Raw genomic sequence first — 16,695 nt, 5'->3', positions numbered from 1 at the left:
GCGGATCCGCCCCGGCACCGAACTCCGCGCGAGCCTGGATAGAGTTACGTCAATGACGTCGCTGGAGTGGTCACCCGCCCCCGTCGGCATCGACGCCAGCCGCTGGGTGAGCCGGTCGGGTTGCCGGCCGACGCTCGTCGTGGCCCACACCATCGCGAGCTGCCAACGCTTGCTGGACGTCATCGGGTACGTCGAGGGCGACCCCCGCGTGCAGGTGGTCTTCACCGTAGCGCCGGACGTCTTCAACCATCAGGTGGCACGGTTCCTCGACCGGCTCGGCGCGCTCGTCCTGCCCTGGTACCAGGCCGTCCGGGAGCACTTCGACCTCGGCATCGCCGCCGCCCACGGCGGGCTGCACCAACTGCACGCGCCGCTCCTGCTGCTGGCCCACGGGGCCGGACGGAGCAAGCGGGTGCGACCCGGTCCGTCCGACGCGCCGGTGCTCGCAGACCCACCGGTGTACGGTCTCGACGCCCAACGGCTGACCCATGACGGGCGCGTGCTCCCGACAGCCCTCGCCCTCTCCCACGACCGTGAGTTGGAGGTGCTGCGTCGGCAGTGCCCGGAGGCGGTCGAGGCGGCTGTGGTCGTCGGCGACCCCTGCGTCGACCGGCTCGTCGCCAGCCTTCCCCGCCGCCCGGACTACCGGCGGGCCATGGGGTTGGGCGAGCATCAGCAACTCGTCGTGGTCTCCTCCACCTAGGGCAGGGACGGTGCCTTCGGCCGCTGGCCGGACCTGCTTCCACAGTTGATGAAACAGCTCCCGGCGGACCGGTACCGGGTGGCCGCGCTGCTGCACCCCGCGATCTGGGACGGACACGGGCACCGCCAGATCCGCGCCTGGCTCCGGGGCTGCCTCGACGCCGGGTTGCTGCTGCCCGATCCGACCGAGGACTGGCGTGGCCCGGTGGTTGCCGCCGACCACGTCGTCGGCGACCACGGCTCCGTCACGGCCTACGCCGCCGCCATCGGACGCCGGACCCTGCTGCTCCCCGCCCAGGGACCGGTACCGGCCACCGGTACGGCCCAGCACCTGCTCGCCACCCACGCACCCCGCCTGGACCCCCGACAGCCGCTGATCTCCCAACTCGCCCTGACCGGCGAGGTCGACCCCGAGACGGTGATGGCTGCGTTGACCGCCCGCCCGGGCAATGCCGGCGTGCTGCTGCGGCGCACCATGTACCGCCTGCTCCGGCTTGCCGAGCCCGACCAGCGGCAGCAGACCGACCCCGTCCCCATGCCCCGCCCCCACCACTGGGCGACGGAACGTGGTCTCGCCGGCTGAGCGGTGCGCATCCTCGTGACCAGGGCTCCCGGGCACCTGGCGACGCTCACCCTGGGGTCGTCGCCCTCACGGTCCGCTGGTCGTGCGCTCGCGCAGGTGGGACAGCGGTGCGTGCGGTGGACGCCACTCCAGCAGCAGCGCCGTCGCGTCGTCGTCGAGCTGCCCCTCCTGGTAGGCGACCACCGCGCGCACCAGCCGGCGCATCGTCTCCGGGGTAGCCAACTTGTCGTTGAGGGCCCGGTTGACGAAGTCGACGAGACGCGTCAACCCGAACCGTTCCCCGTCGACGCCCCGCGCGTCGGTGATGCCGTCGGTGTAGGCGAGGATGCGGTCCCCGGGGTGCAGCTCCTCCTCGTACACCTCGGGGCGCTGGGTCGCCAGGTGGCCCAGGCCGAGCGGGAGCGCGGTCGGGCCCGGCAACTCACGGATCGCCTTGCCGTCGCGCAGCAGCAGCGCGCCCGGGTGGCCGGCGTTGATCACCCGGAGCCGGCCGGTGCTCCGCTCCAACTCGACCAGGAGCGCCGTGGCGAACATGTGCGGGTGCTCGGAGCGCACCCACCTGTCGATGCTGGTCGCCGTGTCGACCAGGTCTAGGCCACAGCGGCGCGCGTTGCGGTAGGCGCTGACCACCAGGGAGGCCAGGGTGCTCGCCTTGATGCCGTGTCCGCAGGTGTCGAACAGCCCGACGCTGAGCACGTCACCGTTGAGCGCGTAGTCGAAGATGTCCCCGCCGACGTCGTAGCACGGTTCGAGGATGGTGGTGAGCAGCATGTCGTCGGTGGCGAAGGTCAGCGGGGGCAGCAGGCCCCAGACGATCTCGGCGGCGACCTGCATCGGCAGCCGACGCCGCAGCCGCTCCACCACGTCGCCGTACGGTCGGCGGTTCACCACGAGTTGCGCGACGCAGGTCGCCAACTCCCAGGCCGGCTCGTTCATCGCCGGGTCCCCGGCGGCCGGCGAGACGATCTCCAGCACGCCCATCCGTTCGCACCCGACGAGCAGCGGCACCCAGATCCGGTCCGCGCTGTCGGCCGCGTGCTGCACGTCGAGGCCGGTGAACGCCCGACCGGCGAGGGTCGTCTCGATCGCCAGCTCACCCCGGTCGAGACCGGCACCGAGCAACGGTACGAGGCTGGCCTGCTGGTAGTCCGCCAGGTAGATCACGATCTCGGTGGCGTCCATGGCCGGCGCGGCCCGGTTCACCAGCAGGGGCAGATCGTCCGGCCCGCCGCGGGGTGCGGCGAGCTGGAGCCACCGCACCGCGTCACCCGCGTCGGCCAACCTGAACCTCCCCCATCTTGTCCTCCACACCGTAGGAGGCACACGGCAAACCGCCAACACCTGATTCGGGCAGCACGGCGGGCAGGGAGAATGACCGTGGCGGACATCTCGGGTCCGCGCCAACGAAGGAGGCAGGGTCGTGGTCGTCGCGGGACTCGTCCTGGCCGGCATCGCCGGCCTCATCCATGTCTACATCTTCTACCTGGAGTCGGTCGTCTGGACCACCGCCCGCGCCCGCGCGGTCTTCGGCACCAGCCGCGAGGAGGCGGAGGCCACCCGGCAGCTCGCCTTCAACCAGGGTTTCTACAACCTCTTCCTGGCCGTCGCGATCGTCGTCGGCATCGTCGCCTACGCCGTCGGCGCGCACACCGTCGGCGCGACCCTGGTCTTCGTCGGCGCCGGGTCGATGGTCGCCGCCGGGCTGGTGCTGCTGATCTCGGCACCCGACAAGGCCAGTGCCGCGCTCAAGCAGCTCGTCCCCCCGCTCCTCGCCGTCGCCGCCCTGGCGATCGGGCTCAGCCTCGGGTAGCGGAGGCGGGACAGCGACGCCCGGTGACGGAGGCGGCCGTGAACCGACGAGAACCGCCAGCCCGGTGACCGTCGGGGCACGGCCTGAGGCGGTCAGGGGCGGTAGCGGTAGCCCATGCCCGGCTCGGTGATCAGGTGCCGGGGCCGGGCCGGGTCGTCCTCCAGCTTGCGTCGCAGCTGCGCCAGGTACTGCCGCAGGTAGTTGGTCTCCTGCTGGTACTCCGGCCCCCACACCTCGTGCAGGAGCTGACGTTGGCTGATCAGCTTGCCGGGGTGACGCAGCAGCCGTTCCAGCACCGCCCACTGGGTGGGGGTGAGCCGGACCTCGGTGCCGTCGTCCCGGGTGACGGTGCGGGTGGCGAGATCGACGGTGTGCCGACCCACCTGGGCGGTGGCCGTCGCGTCGACAGGTGAGGTGGCGAGCCGACGGGTGACGGCGCGGATCCGGGCGAGGAGTTCGTCGACCCCGAACGGCTTGGTGACGTAGTCGTCGGCACCGGCGTCGAGGGCGGCTACCTTGTCCGCGCTGCCGGCCCGCCCGGACAGCACGATGATCGGGATGGTGGTCCAGCCGCGCAGGCCCCGGATGACCTCCACGCCGTCGAGGTCGGGCAGGCCCAGGTCGAGCACCACCAGGTCCGGCGGGTGGGCGGCGGCGGCCTTCAGCGCGGCCGTGCCGGTCCCGGCGACCTCGACGTCGTACCCCCGGGCGCGCAGGTTGATCCGCAGCGCGCGGAGGATCTGCGGTTCGTCGTCGACGACCAGGATGCGGGTCACCGGTCCGGCCTCTCGTCGGCGGCGGGCAGCCGCAACACCATGGTCAGCCCCCCACCGGGGGTGGTCTCCGGGGTGATGCTGCCACCCATCGCCTCGGCCAGCCCCGCGACAGGGCCAGCCCCAACCCCACCCCGGTCTGGTTGTCCCGGTCGCCGAGCCGCTGGAACGGCAGGAAGACGTGCTCCCAACGGTCCTCGGGGATGCCGGGGCCAGTGTCGATGACCCGCAGCTCCACCTGCCCGGCGTGGCTGCTGGCGGTAAGCGTGGGCGGCTGCCCGGCCGGGCTGTGCCGCAGGGCGTTCGCGACGATGTTGACCAGCACCCGTTCCAGCAGGCCCGGGTCGGCGTCGACCGCCGGCAGGTCGGCGGGAATGTCGGTCCGTACGTCGGCGGCGGCCGGCCCCAGCTCGTCCAGGGCCAGCGGTACGGCGTCCTCCAGCCCGATCGCGGTGCGGGTGACACCCAGCGCGCCGGCCTGCAACCGGCTCATGTCGAGCAGGTTCGCCACCAGCCGGCCGAGCCGGTCCAGGGACTCGTCGGCGGTGGCGAGCAACTCGGCCCGGTCCTCGGGGTCGAAGTCGACGTCGGGGCTGCGCAGGCTGCTCACCGCGGCCTTCGCCGACGCCAACGGGGTACGCAGGTCGTGGCTGACGGCGGCGAGCAGCGCGGTGCGTAACCGGTCGGCCTCGGCGAGCGGCCGGGCGGTGGCGGCTTCCTCGGCGAGTCGTTCCTGGCGCAGCGCGACGGCGGCCTGCGCGGCGAACGCCTCGACGATGCGCCGGTCGGCGGCCTCCAGCCGACGGCCGCTGAGCACCACGGTCAGCCGGTCGTCGACCGGCACCGTGGTCTCCCCCGCGCCAGGGCTGCCCGCCGGGTCCACCCCGACGCTGGCGACCCGACGCCAGGCCCCCTCCTCGTGGGCCCGGCCGGGCCGCCCCCGCGCGTCGGGGACGAGTTCCAGGACGCTGACCGCGCGCAGCCCGAAGGTCTCCCGCAGCCGGTCGAGCAGCGCCGGCAGCGGCCGTTCACCGCTCAGCACGCCACCGGCGACGGTGGCCAGGGTCTGCGCGTCGGCGGCGGCCCGGGCCGCTTCCCGGGTACGCCGGGCCGCCACGTCCACCACCCAGCTCACCGCGACCGCCACCCCGACGAAGACGCCCAGCGCGAGGAGATTGTCCGCCTCGGCGATGGTCAGCGTGCGGTACGGCGGGGTGAAGAACCAGTTCAGCAGCAGCGATCCGCCGAGCGCGGCGACCAGTGCCGGCCAGAGCCCACCGACCAGCGCCACTCCGACCACCCCGGCCAGGAAGATCAGGATGTCGTTGGTCAGGGTGAGGTCCGGCAACACCGACAGCAGCAGGGTGAGCAGCGGCAGGCCCAGCCCGGCGAGGGCGAACCCGAGCAGCCGACGCCGTCGGGACAGCGCGGCCGGCATCCCGGCCCCGCGCCGGCCCCGCCCGGCCTGCGGGTGGGTGACCAGGTGCACGTCGATCGCCCCGGAGCGGGCCGTGGTGGTGACGCCGACGCCCCGGGCGATCAGCTGGGCGAACCGGCCGCGCCGGCTCGCGCCGAGCACCAGTTGGGTGGCGTTGACCCCCCGGGCGAAGTCGAGCAGGGCGGCCGGGACGTCCCCGCCGAGCACCTGGTGGTAGCTGCCGCCGAGGCTCTCCACCAGGACCCGCTGCCGGGCGAGCTGGGCCGGGTCCGCCCCGGCCAGCCCGTCGTCGCGGGCCACGTGCACGGCGAGCAGGTCGGCCCCCTTGCTGCGGGCGGCGATCCGGGCCGCCCGGCGGATCAGGGTGTCCCCCTCCGGGCCGCCGGTGAGGGCGACGACGACCCGTTCCCGGGCCTCCCAGGTGGCGGAGATGCCCTCCTGGGCCCGGTACCGGTCGAGCTGGTCGTCGACCTTGTCGGCCAGCCAGAGCAGGGCCAGCTCACGCAGCGCGGTGAGGTTGCCGACCCGGAAGTAGTTGCCCAGCGCCGCGTCGATCCGGTCGGGCCGGTAGATGTTGCCGTGCGCCATCCGCCGGCGCAGCGCCTCCGGGGTCATGTCGACCAGTTCGACCTGTTCGGCGGCGCGGACCACGGCGTCCGGGACGGTCTCCCGCTGGGTGGTGCCGGTGATGCGGGCGACCACGTCGTTGAGTGACTCCAGGTGCTGGACGTTGACCGTCGACAGCACCGAGATGCCCGCGTCGAGCAGTTCCTGGACGTCCTGCCAGCGCTTGCCGTGCCGGGAGCCGGGCACGTTGGTGTGCGCCAACTCGTCGACCACGACCAGCTCCGGGCGGCGGGCCAGCACGGCGTCGAGGTCCAGCTCGGTGAACTCGGCGTCCCGGTAGCGCAGCGTGCGCCGGGGCAGCACCGCCAGGTCGCCGATCATCGCGGCGGTGTGCGGCCGGCCGTGCGTCTCCACCAGGCCGACCAGCACGTCGGCGCCCCGCTCGGCCCGCCGCCGGGCCTCCTCCAACATGGCGTACGTCTTGCCGACGCCGGGGGCGGCACCCAGGTAGATGCGCAGTTCACCTCGTGGCACAGGACCATCCTCTCGCTGTGCGTACCGCCCCGGGGCGCGACCGCCGGGCCGGCACCCCGGGCAGGGGTGCCGGCGTCGGGGCTCAGCGGGCGGGCAGGCTCCGGTCGAGGGCCAGGTTGAGGGCCAGCACGTTCACCGCGGGGGCACCCATGAAGCCGAGCGTCCGGCCGGTGGTGTGCTCGGCGACCAGCCGCCGGACCACCGCCGGGTCCGCGCCGCGCTCCCGCGCCACCCGGGCCACCTGGATCCCGGCGTACGCGGGGCTGATGTGTGGGTCGAGGCCGCTGCCGCCGGCGGTGACCGCGTCGGCGGGGACGGCGGGGTGTGCCGGCGCGTCCCCCCGGACCGGGGTGATCAGCCCACCGGCGGCCCGGTAGTCCTCCCCGGGTTGCGCCAGCTCCACCGGCACCCCCTGCCAGGAGGTGACGAACGGGGTGGCCGGGGCGGTCTGGTTGACGCTGACCACCCGGATGATCCGGCCGGTCAGCCCGTCGGCGCGGAACACCGCCAGCACCGCCCCCACCCCGTCGGGCGTGCAGTACGGCCGCCGCCCGTCGACGCCGTCGAGCAGGCCGACCGCCCGGCTGCGGGCGCAGACCTGGCTGAGCAGGCTCCGGGTCGAGTCCTGCGGGTCGACGGCGAGGGCGTCCAGCACGCTCTCCGGGCCGAGGTTCGAGGCGCCGGAGGCGGTCGGGTCGTAGCCGTCGCCGGCCCCCGACGGGCGGGACTGGAAGTAGCGCGGGACGGGGTCGCCGTCGGCGTCGGTGAAGGACTGCCCGATCAGGGTGCTGCCGACGGTCCGGCCGTCCACGGTCAGCAGCGAACCGTCGGTCTTCGCGTCGAGGCCGGGGAGCCGGCCGACGGCGACCAGGGTCAGCGGGTAGGCCACCCCGAGCAGCACGGTGAACACGAGCAGGGCGCGCAACGCGGCGAGGTGGGCGGCGAGCCAGGCGGGTGGGCGCATCACGAGACTCCCGGAACGAACTGGATGAGCAGGTCGATGAGTTTGATGCCGACGAACGGCGCGACGATGCCGCCGAGGCCGTAGACCAGCAGGTTGCGGCCGAGCAGCCGGGACGCGGCAGCCGGCCGGTAACGCACCCCGCGCAGCGCCAACGGTACGAGCGCGATGATCACCAGGGCGTTGAAGATCACCGCCGCGAGGATCGCCGACTCGGGGCTGCCCAGCCGCATCACGTTGAGCCGGTCCAGGCCCGGGTAGATGCCGGCGAACATGGCCGGGATGATCGCGAAGTACTTCGCCACGTCGTTGGCGATGCTGAAGGTGGTCAACGCGCCCCGGGTGATCAGCAACTGCTTGCCGATCTCCACGATCTCGATCAGCTTGGTCGGGTCGGAGTCCAGGTCGACCATGTTGCCGGCCTCCTTCGCCGCCGACGTGCCGGTGTTCATCGCGACCCCGACGTCGGCCTGGGCCAGCGCCGGGGCGTCGTTGGTGCCGTCCCCGGTCATCGCGACCAGCCGGCCGCCCTCCTGTTCCCGGCGGATCAGGGCGAGCTTGTCCTCCGGGGTGGCCTCGGCGAGGACGTCGTCCACCCCGGCCTCGTCGGCGATCGCCTGCGCGGTACGCGGGTTGTCGCCGGTGACCATCACGGTCCGGATGCCCATCCGGCGCAGCTCGGCGAACCGCTCCCGCATCCCGGTCTTCACCACGTCCTTGAGGTGGATGACGCCGAGCGCGCGGGCCGGCTCCCCGGCGACGTGTTCGGCCACCACCAACGGGGTGCCGCCGAGCCCGCTGATCTCGTCGACCAGCTGACCGACCTGTTCGCCGGGGTGACCGCCGTGCTCCCGTACCCAGGTCAGCACCGCCGTCGCCGCCCCCTTACGGACCCGGCGGGCCGGCGCCTCCTCCGGCGTCAGGTCGACGCCGCTCATCCGGGTCTGCGCGGTGAACGGCACGAAGTCGGCGTACGGCAGCAGCCCCGGCTCCTCCGCGCGCAGGCCGAACTCCTGCGTCGCCAGCGCAACCACCGACCGGCCCTCCGGGGTCTCGTCGGCGAGGCTGGCCAGCTGCGCGGCGGCGGCCACGTCGGCGGTGGTGACCCCGTCGGCCGGCAGGAACGCGACGGCCTGCCGGTTGCCCAGGGTGATCGTGCCGGTCTTGTCCAACAGCAGGGTGTCGACGTCCCCCGCCGCCTCCACCGCCCGGCCGCTCATGGCCAGCACGTTGCGCTGCACGAGCCGGTCCATGCCGGCGATGCCGATCGCCGACAGCAGCGCCCCGATGGTGGTCGGGATCAGGCAGACCAGCAGGGACACCAGCACCACCCCGGTCACCCCGTCGTCGGTGACCGCCCCGGTGTCGGGCGCGGCGGCCTGCCAACCCTTGGCGAAGATCGCCAACGGCTGGAGGGTGACCACGGCCAGCAGGAAGATCAGGGTGAGCGCGGCGAGCAGGACGTTCAGCGCGATCTCGTTCGGGGTCTTCTGCCGGTCGGCCCCCTCGACCAGGGCGATCATCCGGTCGATGAAGCTCTCCCCGGGCCGCTGGGTGATCCGCACGACGATCCGGTCCGAGAGCACCCGGGTGCCGCCGGTCACGGCGCTGCGGTCACCGCCGGACTCCCGGATCACCGGCGCGGACTCACCGGTGATCGCGGACTCGTCGACGCTGGCGATGCCCTCGACGACGTCACCGTCGCCGGGGATGGTCCCACCGGCGCTGACCAGGACGACGTCGCCCTGCCGCAGCTGCGGCGCGGGCACCGCCTCGTCGGTGTAGGTGTCGGCGCGGGCACCCGGCGACCAGCCGACCAGGCGGGTGGCGATGGTGTCCCGCTTGGCCTGCCGCAGCGAGGCGGCCTGCGCCTTGCCCCGGCCCTCGGCGACCGCCTCGGCGAGGTTGGCGAAGAGCACGGTGAGCCAGAGCCAGCCGGTGATCGCCCAACCGAACACCGACGGGTCGGTCACCGCCAGGACGGTGGTGAAGGCCGCGCCGATCTCCACGATCAGCAGCACCGGGTTGCGCCACAGGGTGCGCGGGTCGAGCTTGCGCAGCGCGTCGGGCAGGGAGCGGAGCAGCTGCCGGGGGTCCAGCAGGCCGCCACCGGCCCGGCCACCACCCGGTGCCCGGCCGTCGGGTGGGCCCACCGCCACCCGGGCCTCGGCTGGGCCGGCGGTCGGCGGCTGCTCGCCACCGGATGCCACGGACGGGACGGTCATGTCGTTCCTCCCCATGGTGGTCACCGCCCTTCGGCCAGCGGGCCGAGGGCGAGCGCGGGCAGGAAGGTCAACGCCACCAGGATCACCGTGACGCCGACGACCATCCCCACGAAGAGCGGGCGGTGGGTCGGCAGGGTGCCCTCGGAGGCGGGGGTGGGTGCCTGGCGGGCGAGCGAGCCGGCCAGCGCGAGCACCAGGATGATCGGCAGGAACCGGCCGAGCAGCATGCACAACCCGAGGGCGGTGTTCCACCACGGGGTGTTCACGGTGATCCCGGCGAACGCCGAACCGTTGTTGTTGCTCGCCGAGGTGAACGCGTAGAGCACCTCGGACAGTCCGTGCGGGCCGACGTTCAACGCGGTCGAGGCGTTGCCGGTGGCGAAGGCGGCAGCCGTGCCGATCAGCACCAGGGCCGGGGTGACCAGGAAGTACAGCGAGGCGAAGGTGATCTCGCGGGAACCGATCTTCTTACCCAGGTACTCCGGGGTCCGGCCGACCATCAGACCGGCGACGAACACCGTGATCACCGCGAGGACCAGCAGCCCGTACAGGCCCGCGCCGACGCCGCCGGGGGCGACCTCGCCCAGCATCATGTTGCCCAGCGTCATCATCCCGCCCAGCGCGGTGTACGAGTCGTGGGCGGAGTTCACCGCGCCGGTCGAGGTCAGTGTGGTGACCGCGCCGAAGGTCGCCGAGTTCGACACGTCGAAACGGACCTCCTTGCCCTCCAGCGCCGCACCGACCGCCTGCGGCACGGTGCCGTGCCCGGCCAACTCGAACACGTTGGTGAGGGTGACGCTGCCGAGCGCCAGGACGGCCATCACCGCGACGATCGCGTAGCCCTGCCGGTGCTGGCCGACCATCCGGCCGAAGACCCGGGGCAGGCTGAACGGGATCAGCAGGATCAGGAACAGCTCGACCCAGTTCGTCCAGGCCGTCGGGTTCTCGAACGGGTGGGCGCTGTTGGCGTTGTAGAAGCCACCGCCGTTGGTGCCCAACTCCTTGATCACCTCCTGGCCGGCCACCGGACCACCGGGGATGCTCTGCCCGCCGCCGGTCAGGGTGGTCACGTCGGTGCCGGCGGAGAGGTTCTGCACCACCCCGCCGAGCATCAGCACGACCGCGCCGAGCACCGCCACCGGCAGCAGCACCCGCAGCGTGATCCGGACCAGGTCCACCCAGAAGTTGCCCAGCTCGCCGGTACGGCTGCGGGCGAACCCCCGGACCAGGGCCACCGCCACCGCGATGCCCACCGCGGCGGACAGGAAGTTCTGCACCGCCAGCCCGGCCATCTGCACCAGGTGACCCATGGTCGACTCACCCGCGTACCACTGCCAGTTCGTGTTGGTCACGAACGACACGGCGGTGTTCCAGGCACCGTGCGGGACGACCGGGTCGAAGCCCAGCGACAGCCACAGGTGGTCCTGCCACCGCTGGAAGGCGTAGAGGAACAGCACCGAGACGGCGGAGAAGGCCAGCACGCTGCGGGCGTAGACGCCCCACGACTGCTCGGCGGCCGGGTTCACTCCGACCAGCCGGAACACCCCGCGCTCCACCCGGGACTGTCGGGTGCCGGCGACCACCCGGTACAGGTGGTCGCCGACCGGGCGGTACGCGACGACCAGCGCCACCACCAGGGACAGGATGAAGATGACGCCCGCTGTGGTCGTGGTCATCAGAAGCGCTCCGGGAACAGCAGCGCGACGACCATGAACACACCCAGGCCGATCGCCAGCACCAGGCCGACGGCGTTGACGGCGTTCACCGCTTCTCCACGCCCCTCACCACGAGGGCGAGCGCCGCGAACAGCACCACCGTCACCAGTACGAACACCACGTCAGACACGCGGACTCCCTCAACCGGACCCGAACGCCGTGACCGCCTTCCGGCCACGCCGGGCAATCACAACGCGCTCTGATCCGATCGGGCAGGGTCCATAACGCGACCTAGACGGGCAGCCGCGGTTTCTTGACGTGTTCTTCACGCCGGCCACCGCAGCCGGTGACGGCGGTCACGGTGCGGAGGGGAGGTCGGTGCGTGGACGGGCGGGACGGCCCGGGCGGTCGTACCGGCCGGATCAGCGGCGGATGGCCCGCCGGATCGACTCGGGCACCCGCCGGGCCACCGCCCGCCGCAGCCGGAAACGCAGGCTGTCCAGGTGCGCCACGGTGACCGGGCGGGCACCGTCGGCCGCACAGCGGAACGCCACCGGCAGCGTGGCGTCCTCGGTCCAGCCACAGCAGGTGACCCGGGCCTTCAGGTCCCAGGTGCCGCTGCTGCGGCCACCGTTGAGCGCGCCGACGTCGAGTCGGGCGGTGCCGCGCCGGACCAGCCGCAGCGTGCCGTCGCCCACCGGGACCAGCTCGACGGCGCCGGTGACCGGCACGAAGAACTCCTCCCGGGTGTCCCGCCGCCGGGCGATGACGTCGAGCTTGGACTGCTTGATCCCGGGGGTCGCGTCCCGCAGGTCGGCCGGTACGTCGTCCACCGGCACCACCAGCAGCCGCTGCTCCCCGTCGGCGGTGAGGGTGAGCGGCTGGTCGCCGAAGAACAACTCGCCGGTGAGGGTGACGGTCAGGACGCCGCCGTCCTGCTCGACCCGCTGCACGGTGGGCTGGGCCCGGACGGCCGCCTCCCACTGGGCCAACCGGCGCAGGTCGGCGGTGCGGCCCTGCTCGATGAGCCGGGTGATGATCCGTTGCAGTGGCGGCAGACCGGCGGCGACGCCCGGGGCGAACCGGTCCCGGATCGTGCGTTGTGCCTCGCCGACCAACTGGTCCACCCAGTCGGCGGGCGCGTCGAGCAACCGCCGGCCGCGAAGTCGGGAGACCATCTCGTTGCGCAGCCACCGCCGGTGCAGCCGGTCCCGCAGCGCACCGGGCTCGGTGTGCGCGTCGACGATGTCGAGCGCCTCACGCAGGTTGACGAAGTAGCCGGCCGGCTCCAGCGCGGTGGCGGTGACGTTGCCGGCGTCGACCCGCCGCTGGTGGTGGTAGCAGACGTAGTCGGCCAGCACGCAGGTGCGGCGGGACAGGAAGTACGCCCGGGTGACGAAGACGTGGTCCTCCAGCCGGCGCTTGCCCTCCGGGAAACGCAGGTCGTGCTCGATGAGGAAGGAGCGCCGGAACAGCTTGTGCGCGGTGAGGCTGTCGATCAGGGGCGCGTTCGCCAGGGTGGCGTCGAACCGGTTGCGCCGGAACAGTTCGCGCGGCACCGAACGGCGGTGCCCGGCCATCTTGCCGACCACCAGGTCCGCGTCGTGCTCGCGGGCGCAGGCGTACAGCCGTTCCAGCGCCTCCTCGCCGAACCAGTCGTCGTCGTCGGCGAAGAAGACGTACTCGCCCCGGGCGTGTTGGACGCCGAGGTTACGGGGCCGCGACGGCCAGCCGGAGTTGTCGATGTGCAGCACCCGGATGTGCGGGTGGGCGGCAGCCAGTTCGTCGAGCCGGGCGCCGGTCGAGTCGGTCGAGCCGTCGTCGACGAACATGACCTCGAACTCGCCGGCCGGCAGCGACTGGCTCAACAACGAGGTGACGAGCTTCTCGATGTGCGGTCCGGAGTTGTACGCCGGGACCACGACGGTCACCTTGGGGTCATTCGTACTGGCGGTCATGGCTCTTCCTGAGGCGGTCCGTGAGCCGGCGCGGGGATGCGCCCAACCGTGCGGACGGGCACCCGTTTGGGGGGCGTTCCGTCGCCGACATGGCCCGTTCAGTTTGCGGACTTTACGCGACCGCAGGGGCTGACGCAGGCCCCGAATCGGATGATTTCTCGATCCTCGGCCCGGCGGTGCAGGACGACCCGTTCCCGCCTGGAACGCCACCCTCGACAGTGGCCGGGACCACACTCCACCGGGCACCCACCGAACCCCGGATCACCGCACGGCCGGCCCCGACGTGAGCTGGCCGGCCGGCTCCGAACTGGGCTGGTCGGCCGGCTCCGAACTGGGCTGGCCGGGCGGCTCGGAGCTCGGCCGGCGGGGCGGTGATCCGGGTGCCGGAAGGACGAATCCTCGACAGCGGACCCAAGCATGGGAAACCGCTACGCAGGGTAAACCGAGATCATGGCACCGCTTCGCACCTCGCCGCCCCCGCCTCAGGCCACCGAGTTGCGCCGGTGGGAACTGGCCGATCCCGCCGGCCTGCGTGCCCTGCGCGCCTCGCTGCACGAGGCGCTCACCGGTGAGCGCCTGCTCGACGGTCAGAACCTGGACGAGGTCCCCGAGCTGATCGTCCTGGTCGCCACCGAGTTGGCCACTAATGCCCTCAAACACGGCATTCCGCCGACAATTGTCCGACTACTCACCATCGACGAGTCGCTCATCCTCGACGTCGCCGACCACGACCTCAGCACCATCCCCGAGCTGTCCGACACCCGGCCGATGGGGGCCGGCGGCCGGGGACTCCAGATCGCCATGGCGGTCTCCCTGGAGGTCGGCTGGTACGCCACCGACCGCACCAAGAACATCTGGGCGTCCTTCCCCCGCCGCTGACCCGACCGGGCAAGGCCCCGCCACATGGCCACAGCCGAGTTGGCCCGTCACATGGTCACAGCCGAGAAGCCCGACGGCCGGTCGCAGCCGAAACGGCCGCAGCCGAGAAGGCCCGCCGCACGGCCGCAGCCGAGTTGGCCGGCCCGGCGGAAGGGGTCAGTCGCCGGCCGGGATCGGGTCGTCGTACTCACCGGCGGGACCGGTGAACAGGGTGCCGCCCGCCATCGGCCAGGCGTTCGGCCGGCAGCCGTGCAGGCCGAGCGTCTGCTGCTGCATCACCGGTGCCGGCCCGCCTGCCGCCGGGCACCGCTCGTGACCCCGGCCCAGCCGGTGCCCCACCTCGTGATTGAGCACGTACGACCGGTAAGTAGCGAGATCACCCCTGAAGTCCGGTACGCCCCGTGCCCACCGCGCCACGTTGATCACCACCCGGTCACCGTTGCGGCAGGAGGTGTAGCGGTCCGAGGTGTCCCCGCACAGCTCGCCCCGGGTGACCGGGGTGGTCAGCAGCACGGTGAAGTCCGCCGGGCCGTCGGCACCGACCCGTTGCAGCCGCCACCGGCCGTCGGCGGTCCAGCCCCGGCGGTCGGCGAGCACCACCGCCACCTCCCGGCCGAACCGCTCCGGGTCGACGGCGTCGATGCCACCCTCCACCGCCACCCGGTAGCGCAGCAGCTGGCCGTCCCGCCCGGCGACCGCACCCTCAGCGGTCGCCGTCCGCCAGGTGCCGGTCCCCCGTTGCGGGTAGCGCAGCGCCGCCGGGGCGGGCGCGGCGGCGGATCCGAGCGGGACGGGTGCCTCCGCCCGGGTCGGCACGGGTGGTACCGCGGCGGCGGGCGGCCGGACCGGCTCCCGGCGGACGTCGCCGATGAGCGCGCCCAGGTCGACGCCCTGCCGCTGGGCCACCACCGCACCGCCGGCAGCCAGCCCGGCCACCACCAGCACCACCGACAGGACACCGGCCGGGGTCACGCCCCGGCGTCGCCCCCGGTGCCGGCCCCGGTCAGCGGCCTCGCTCACCGTCAGGGTGCTCACCGTCGTCCTCCCCGTCCACCTGTGGTCCACTCCGGGCAGGAGTACGGGCGCGAGGCCCGAACGGATGAGTGCCCGGGAGGAGCAATCCGGACCCGGGTACCGTTGCCGGGCAGACACTCCCGACGATCCGGACACCACCCGGCCGTCACGCCGAGGAAGGACCACCCGTGCCGGACGCCGACGCCCTCATCGCCGCCGCGGTCGCGGCGGTGCGCGGCACCGACGTACGCGATGCGGAGCGGAAGCTGGACCAGCTCGTGGTCGGCGGTGACGGTGGCCGGCCGACACCCGGCGGACCCGAAGGCCCGGCGGCGGTGGACGCCGCCCTGCTCGGCCGGTTGGTGGCCGCCCTGGGTCGGCTCTGGCCACGGGGCTGGCAGCCGGCCGACGTGGCCCGGATCGTGACCCGACGGCTGGGCGCGCGCCCCGGCCGGCTGGTCACCGAGGCCCTCGCCGCCGACCGGGCGGCCCAGCCCGGCCCGGTGCCGCAGTGGTGGGACGACCAGTTGGCCGGCCTGGACGCCCGGGTCCACGGGGACGACGACGCCGGATGGCTGACCGGTTGGACCACCCGGGAGGGTACGGACCGGATCACCGCCCTGCGCGACGCCATCGAGGTGCTGGCCCTGCTGACCGGCCTGCCGCCGGTCGCGGTGCTGCGCCCCCCGCCCGGCGGCGTCGGCGGACCGGCCACGACCGCGTCGAGCGGTCCGAGCGGATCCCGGGTGCTCGACCGGGTACGGGCGTTGCTCGCCAAGGCGGAGTCCACCACGTTCCCGGCCGAGGCTGAGGCGTTCACCGGCAAGGCGCAGGAGCTGATCGCCCGGCACAGCCTGGAACGGGCGCTGGTCGAGGCGGACACCGCCCACCCGGACCGGCCCGGTGGGGTCCGGATCAGCACCGACGCCCCGTACGCGGGTGCGAAAGCGCTGCTGGTGCAGGAGGTGGCGGCGGCGAACCGGTGCGAGTCGGTCTGGTCCGACGATCTCGGTTTCGCCACCGTGCTCGGCTTCTCCGCCGACCTGGAGGCCGTCGAACTGCTGCACACCTCACTGTTGGTGCAGGCCACCGCCGCGATGCTGCGCGGACGCCGGGAACGTCAGGGCGGCGGTCGACGCACCAAGGCGTACGACGAGGCTTTCCTGCACGCCTTCGCCCGGCGTATCGGCGAGCGGCTGCGGGCCGCGACCGACGAGGCGAACCGGCAGGCGGCGCAGGACGCCGGGGCGGACCGGCTGCTGCCGGTGCTCGCCGCCCGCTCCGGTGCGGTACGGGAGCGGATGGACACCCTCTTCCCCGGTGTCACCCGGGCCCGGCTGACCGTGCGGGACGCCGAGGGCTGGCAGTCCGGCACCTCGGCCGCCGACCGTGCCTCGCTGGCCGGTACCGCCCCGCCGGGCCGGCCGCTGCCCGGTCGACGCTGACCCGACGGCCCGGGATCCGCCCACTACGTCCCTGTGCCCGCGCCCGACCGGGCATCCCCGGCCCGGGCAGACCCTCGGCCCAGGTAAGTCTCCCGGGCCGGGCAGGACTCCAGGCCGGGCAGGACCGCTGGGTCCGCCGGGCAGGACCGCT

General features: G+C 73.4%; 13 protein-coding genes and 1 pseudogene. 5 read left to right on the top strand and 9 right to left on the bottom strand.

What is annotated here, in order from left to right:
• Nucleotides 1-52: 52 nt before the first annotated feature.
• Nucleotides 53-703 (top strand): hypothetical protein, encoded by a 651-nt coding sequence (locus J7462_RS22680; protein WP_219466285.1) that lies wholly within the window; start codon nucleotides 53-55, stop codon nucleotides 701-703.
• A gap of 48 nt (nucleotides 704-751) precedes the next feature.
• A complete protein-coding gene (locus J7462_RS22675) occupies nucleotides 752-1,285 on the top strand; it encodes a hypothetical protein (protein WP_219466282.1) in 534 nt (177 codons plus the stop codon).
• A 66-nt stretch (nucleotides 1,286-1,351) separates the two neighbouring features.
• On the opposite strand, the gene J7462_RS22670 is transcribed toward J7462_RS22675, so the two are convergent.
• The gene (locus J7462_RS22670; protein ID WP_255597845.1) at nucleotides 1,352-2,566 is read right to left on the bottom strand and encodes a PP2C family protein-serine/threonine phosphatase; all 1,215 of its coding nucleotides are present in this window, start codon (nucleotides 2,564-2,566) and stop codon (nucleotides 1,352-1,354) included.
• Nucleotides 2,567-2,705: 139 nt separating this feature from the next.
• Between J7462_RS22670 and J7462_RS22665 the strand changes: the two genes are divergently transcribed.
• Complete coding sequence (locus J7462_RS22665; RefSeq protein ID WP_219466280.1) at nucleotides 2,706-3,095, top strand: DUF1304 domain-containing protein; 390 nt, start codon at nucleotides 2,706-2,708, stop codon at nucleotides 3,093-3,095.
• A 92-nt stretch (nucleotides 3,096-3,187) separates the two neighbouring features.
• On the opposite strand, the gene J7462_RS22660 is transcribed toward J7462_RS22665, so the two are convergent.
• The 7 genes and pseudogenes from J7462_RS22660 to J7462_RS22630 all read right to left on the bottom strand — a co-directional run bounded on the left by J7462_RS22660 (nucleotide 3,188) and on the right by J7462_RS22630 (nucleotide 13,206).
• The gene (locus tag J7462_RS22660) at nucleotides 3,188-3,871 is read right to left on the bottom strand and encodes a response regulator (protein WP_219466278.1); all 684 of its coding nucleotides are present in this window, start codon (nucleotides 3,869-3,871) and stop codon (nucleotides 3,188-3,190) included.
• A pseudogene (locus J7462_RS22655) lies at nucleotides 3,868-6,407 on the bottom strand (DUF4118 domain-containing protein). Before J7462_RS22655 ends, J7462_RS22660 begins: the two are co-directional and overlap by 4 nt.
• Nucleotides 6,408-6,489: 82 nt before the next feature.
• Entirely contained in the window at nucleotides 6,490-7,371 is an 882-nt protein-coding gene (locus J7462_RS22650; RefSeq protein ID WP_219466276.1) for a potassium-transporting ATPase subunit C, read from the bottom strand.
• Nucleotides 7,371-9,593: a potassium-transporting ATPase subunit KdpB gene (gene kdpB / locus J7462_RS22645; protein WP_219466268.1), complete on the bottom strand. Its 2,223-nt coding sequence runs from the start codon at nucleotides 9,591-9,593 to the stop codon at nucleotides 7,371-7,373. Before kdpB ends, J7462_RS22650 begins: the two co-directional genes overlap by 1 nt.
• 20 nt (nucleotides 9,594-9,613) lie before the next feature.
• Nucleotides 9,614-11,269, bottom strand: coding sequence for a potassium-transporting ATPase subunit KdpA (gene kdpA, locus J7462_RS22640; RefSeq protein ID WP_219466267.1), 1,656 nt, complete (start codon nucleotides 11,267-11,269; stop codon nucleotides 9,614-9,616).
• Nucleotides 11,269-11,358, bottom strand: a complete 90-nt coding sequence (kdpF, locus tag J7462_RS22635; protein WP_067312053.1) for a K(+)-transporting ATPase subunit F — start codon at nucleotides 11,356-11,358, stop codon at nucleotides 11,269-11,271. The genes kdpA and kdpF overlap by 1 nt, the downstream gene beginning before the upstream one ends.
• A 312-nt stretch (nucleotides 11,359-11,670) precedes the next feature.
• Nucleotides 11,671-13,206 carry a glycosyltransferase family A protein gene (locus J7462_RS22630; protein ID WP_219466259.1) on the bottom strand — a complete coding sequence of 512 codons (1,536 nt, stop codon included), beginning with the start codon at nucleotides 13,204-13,206 and terminating at the stop codon, nucleotides 11,671-11,673.
• Between the two features lie 450 nt (nucleotides 13,207-13,656).
• Here J7462_RS22630 and J7462_RS22625 point away from each other — a divergent pair, with 450 nt between their 5' ends.
• A complete protein-coding gene (locus tag J7462_RS22625) occupies nucleotides 13,657-14,085 on the top strand; it encodes an ATP-binding protein (RefSeq protein ID WP_219466258.1) in 429 nt (142 codons plus the stop codon).
• 156 nt (nucleotides 14,086-14,241) lie between these two features.
• On the opposite strand, the gene J7462_RS22620 is transcribed toward J7462_RS22625, so the two are convergent.
• A complete protein-coding gene (locus tag J7462_RS22620) occupies nucleotides 14,242-15,120 on the bottom strand; it encodes a DUF3152 domain-containing protein (RefSeq protein ID WP_308290990.1) in 879 nt (292 codons plus the stop codon).
• A 167-nt stretch (nucleotides 15,121-15,287) separates the two neighbouring features.
• Between J7462_RS22620 and J7462_RS22615 the strand changes: the two genes are divergently transcribed.
• On the top strand, nucleotides 15,288-16,544 hold the full coding sequence (locus J7462_RS22615) for a DUF2786 domain-containing protein (protein ID WP_219466257.1): 1,257 nt from the start codon (nucleotides 15,288-15,290) through the stop codon (nucleotides 16,542-16,544).
• Nucleotides 16,545-16,695 lie beyond the last annotated feature (151 nt).

This window comes from Micromonospora sp. RL09-050-HVF-A (genome assembly GCF_019374995.1).
GTDB lineage: Bacteria > Actinomycetota > Actinomycetes > Mycobacteriales > Micromonosporaceae > Micromonospora > Micromonospora antibiotica.
This window is presented reverse-complemented; position numbering and strand designations above follow the sequence as displayed.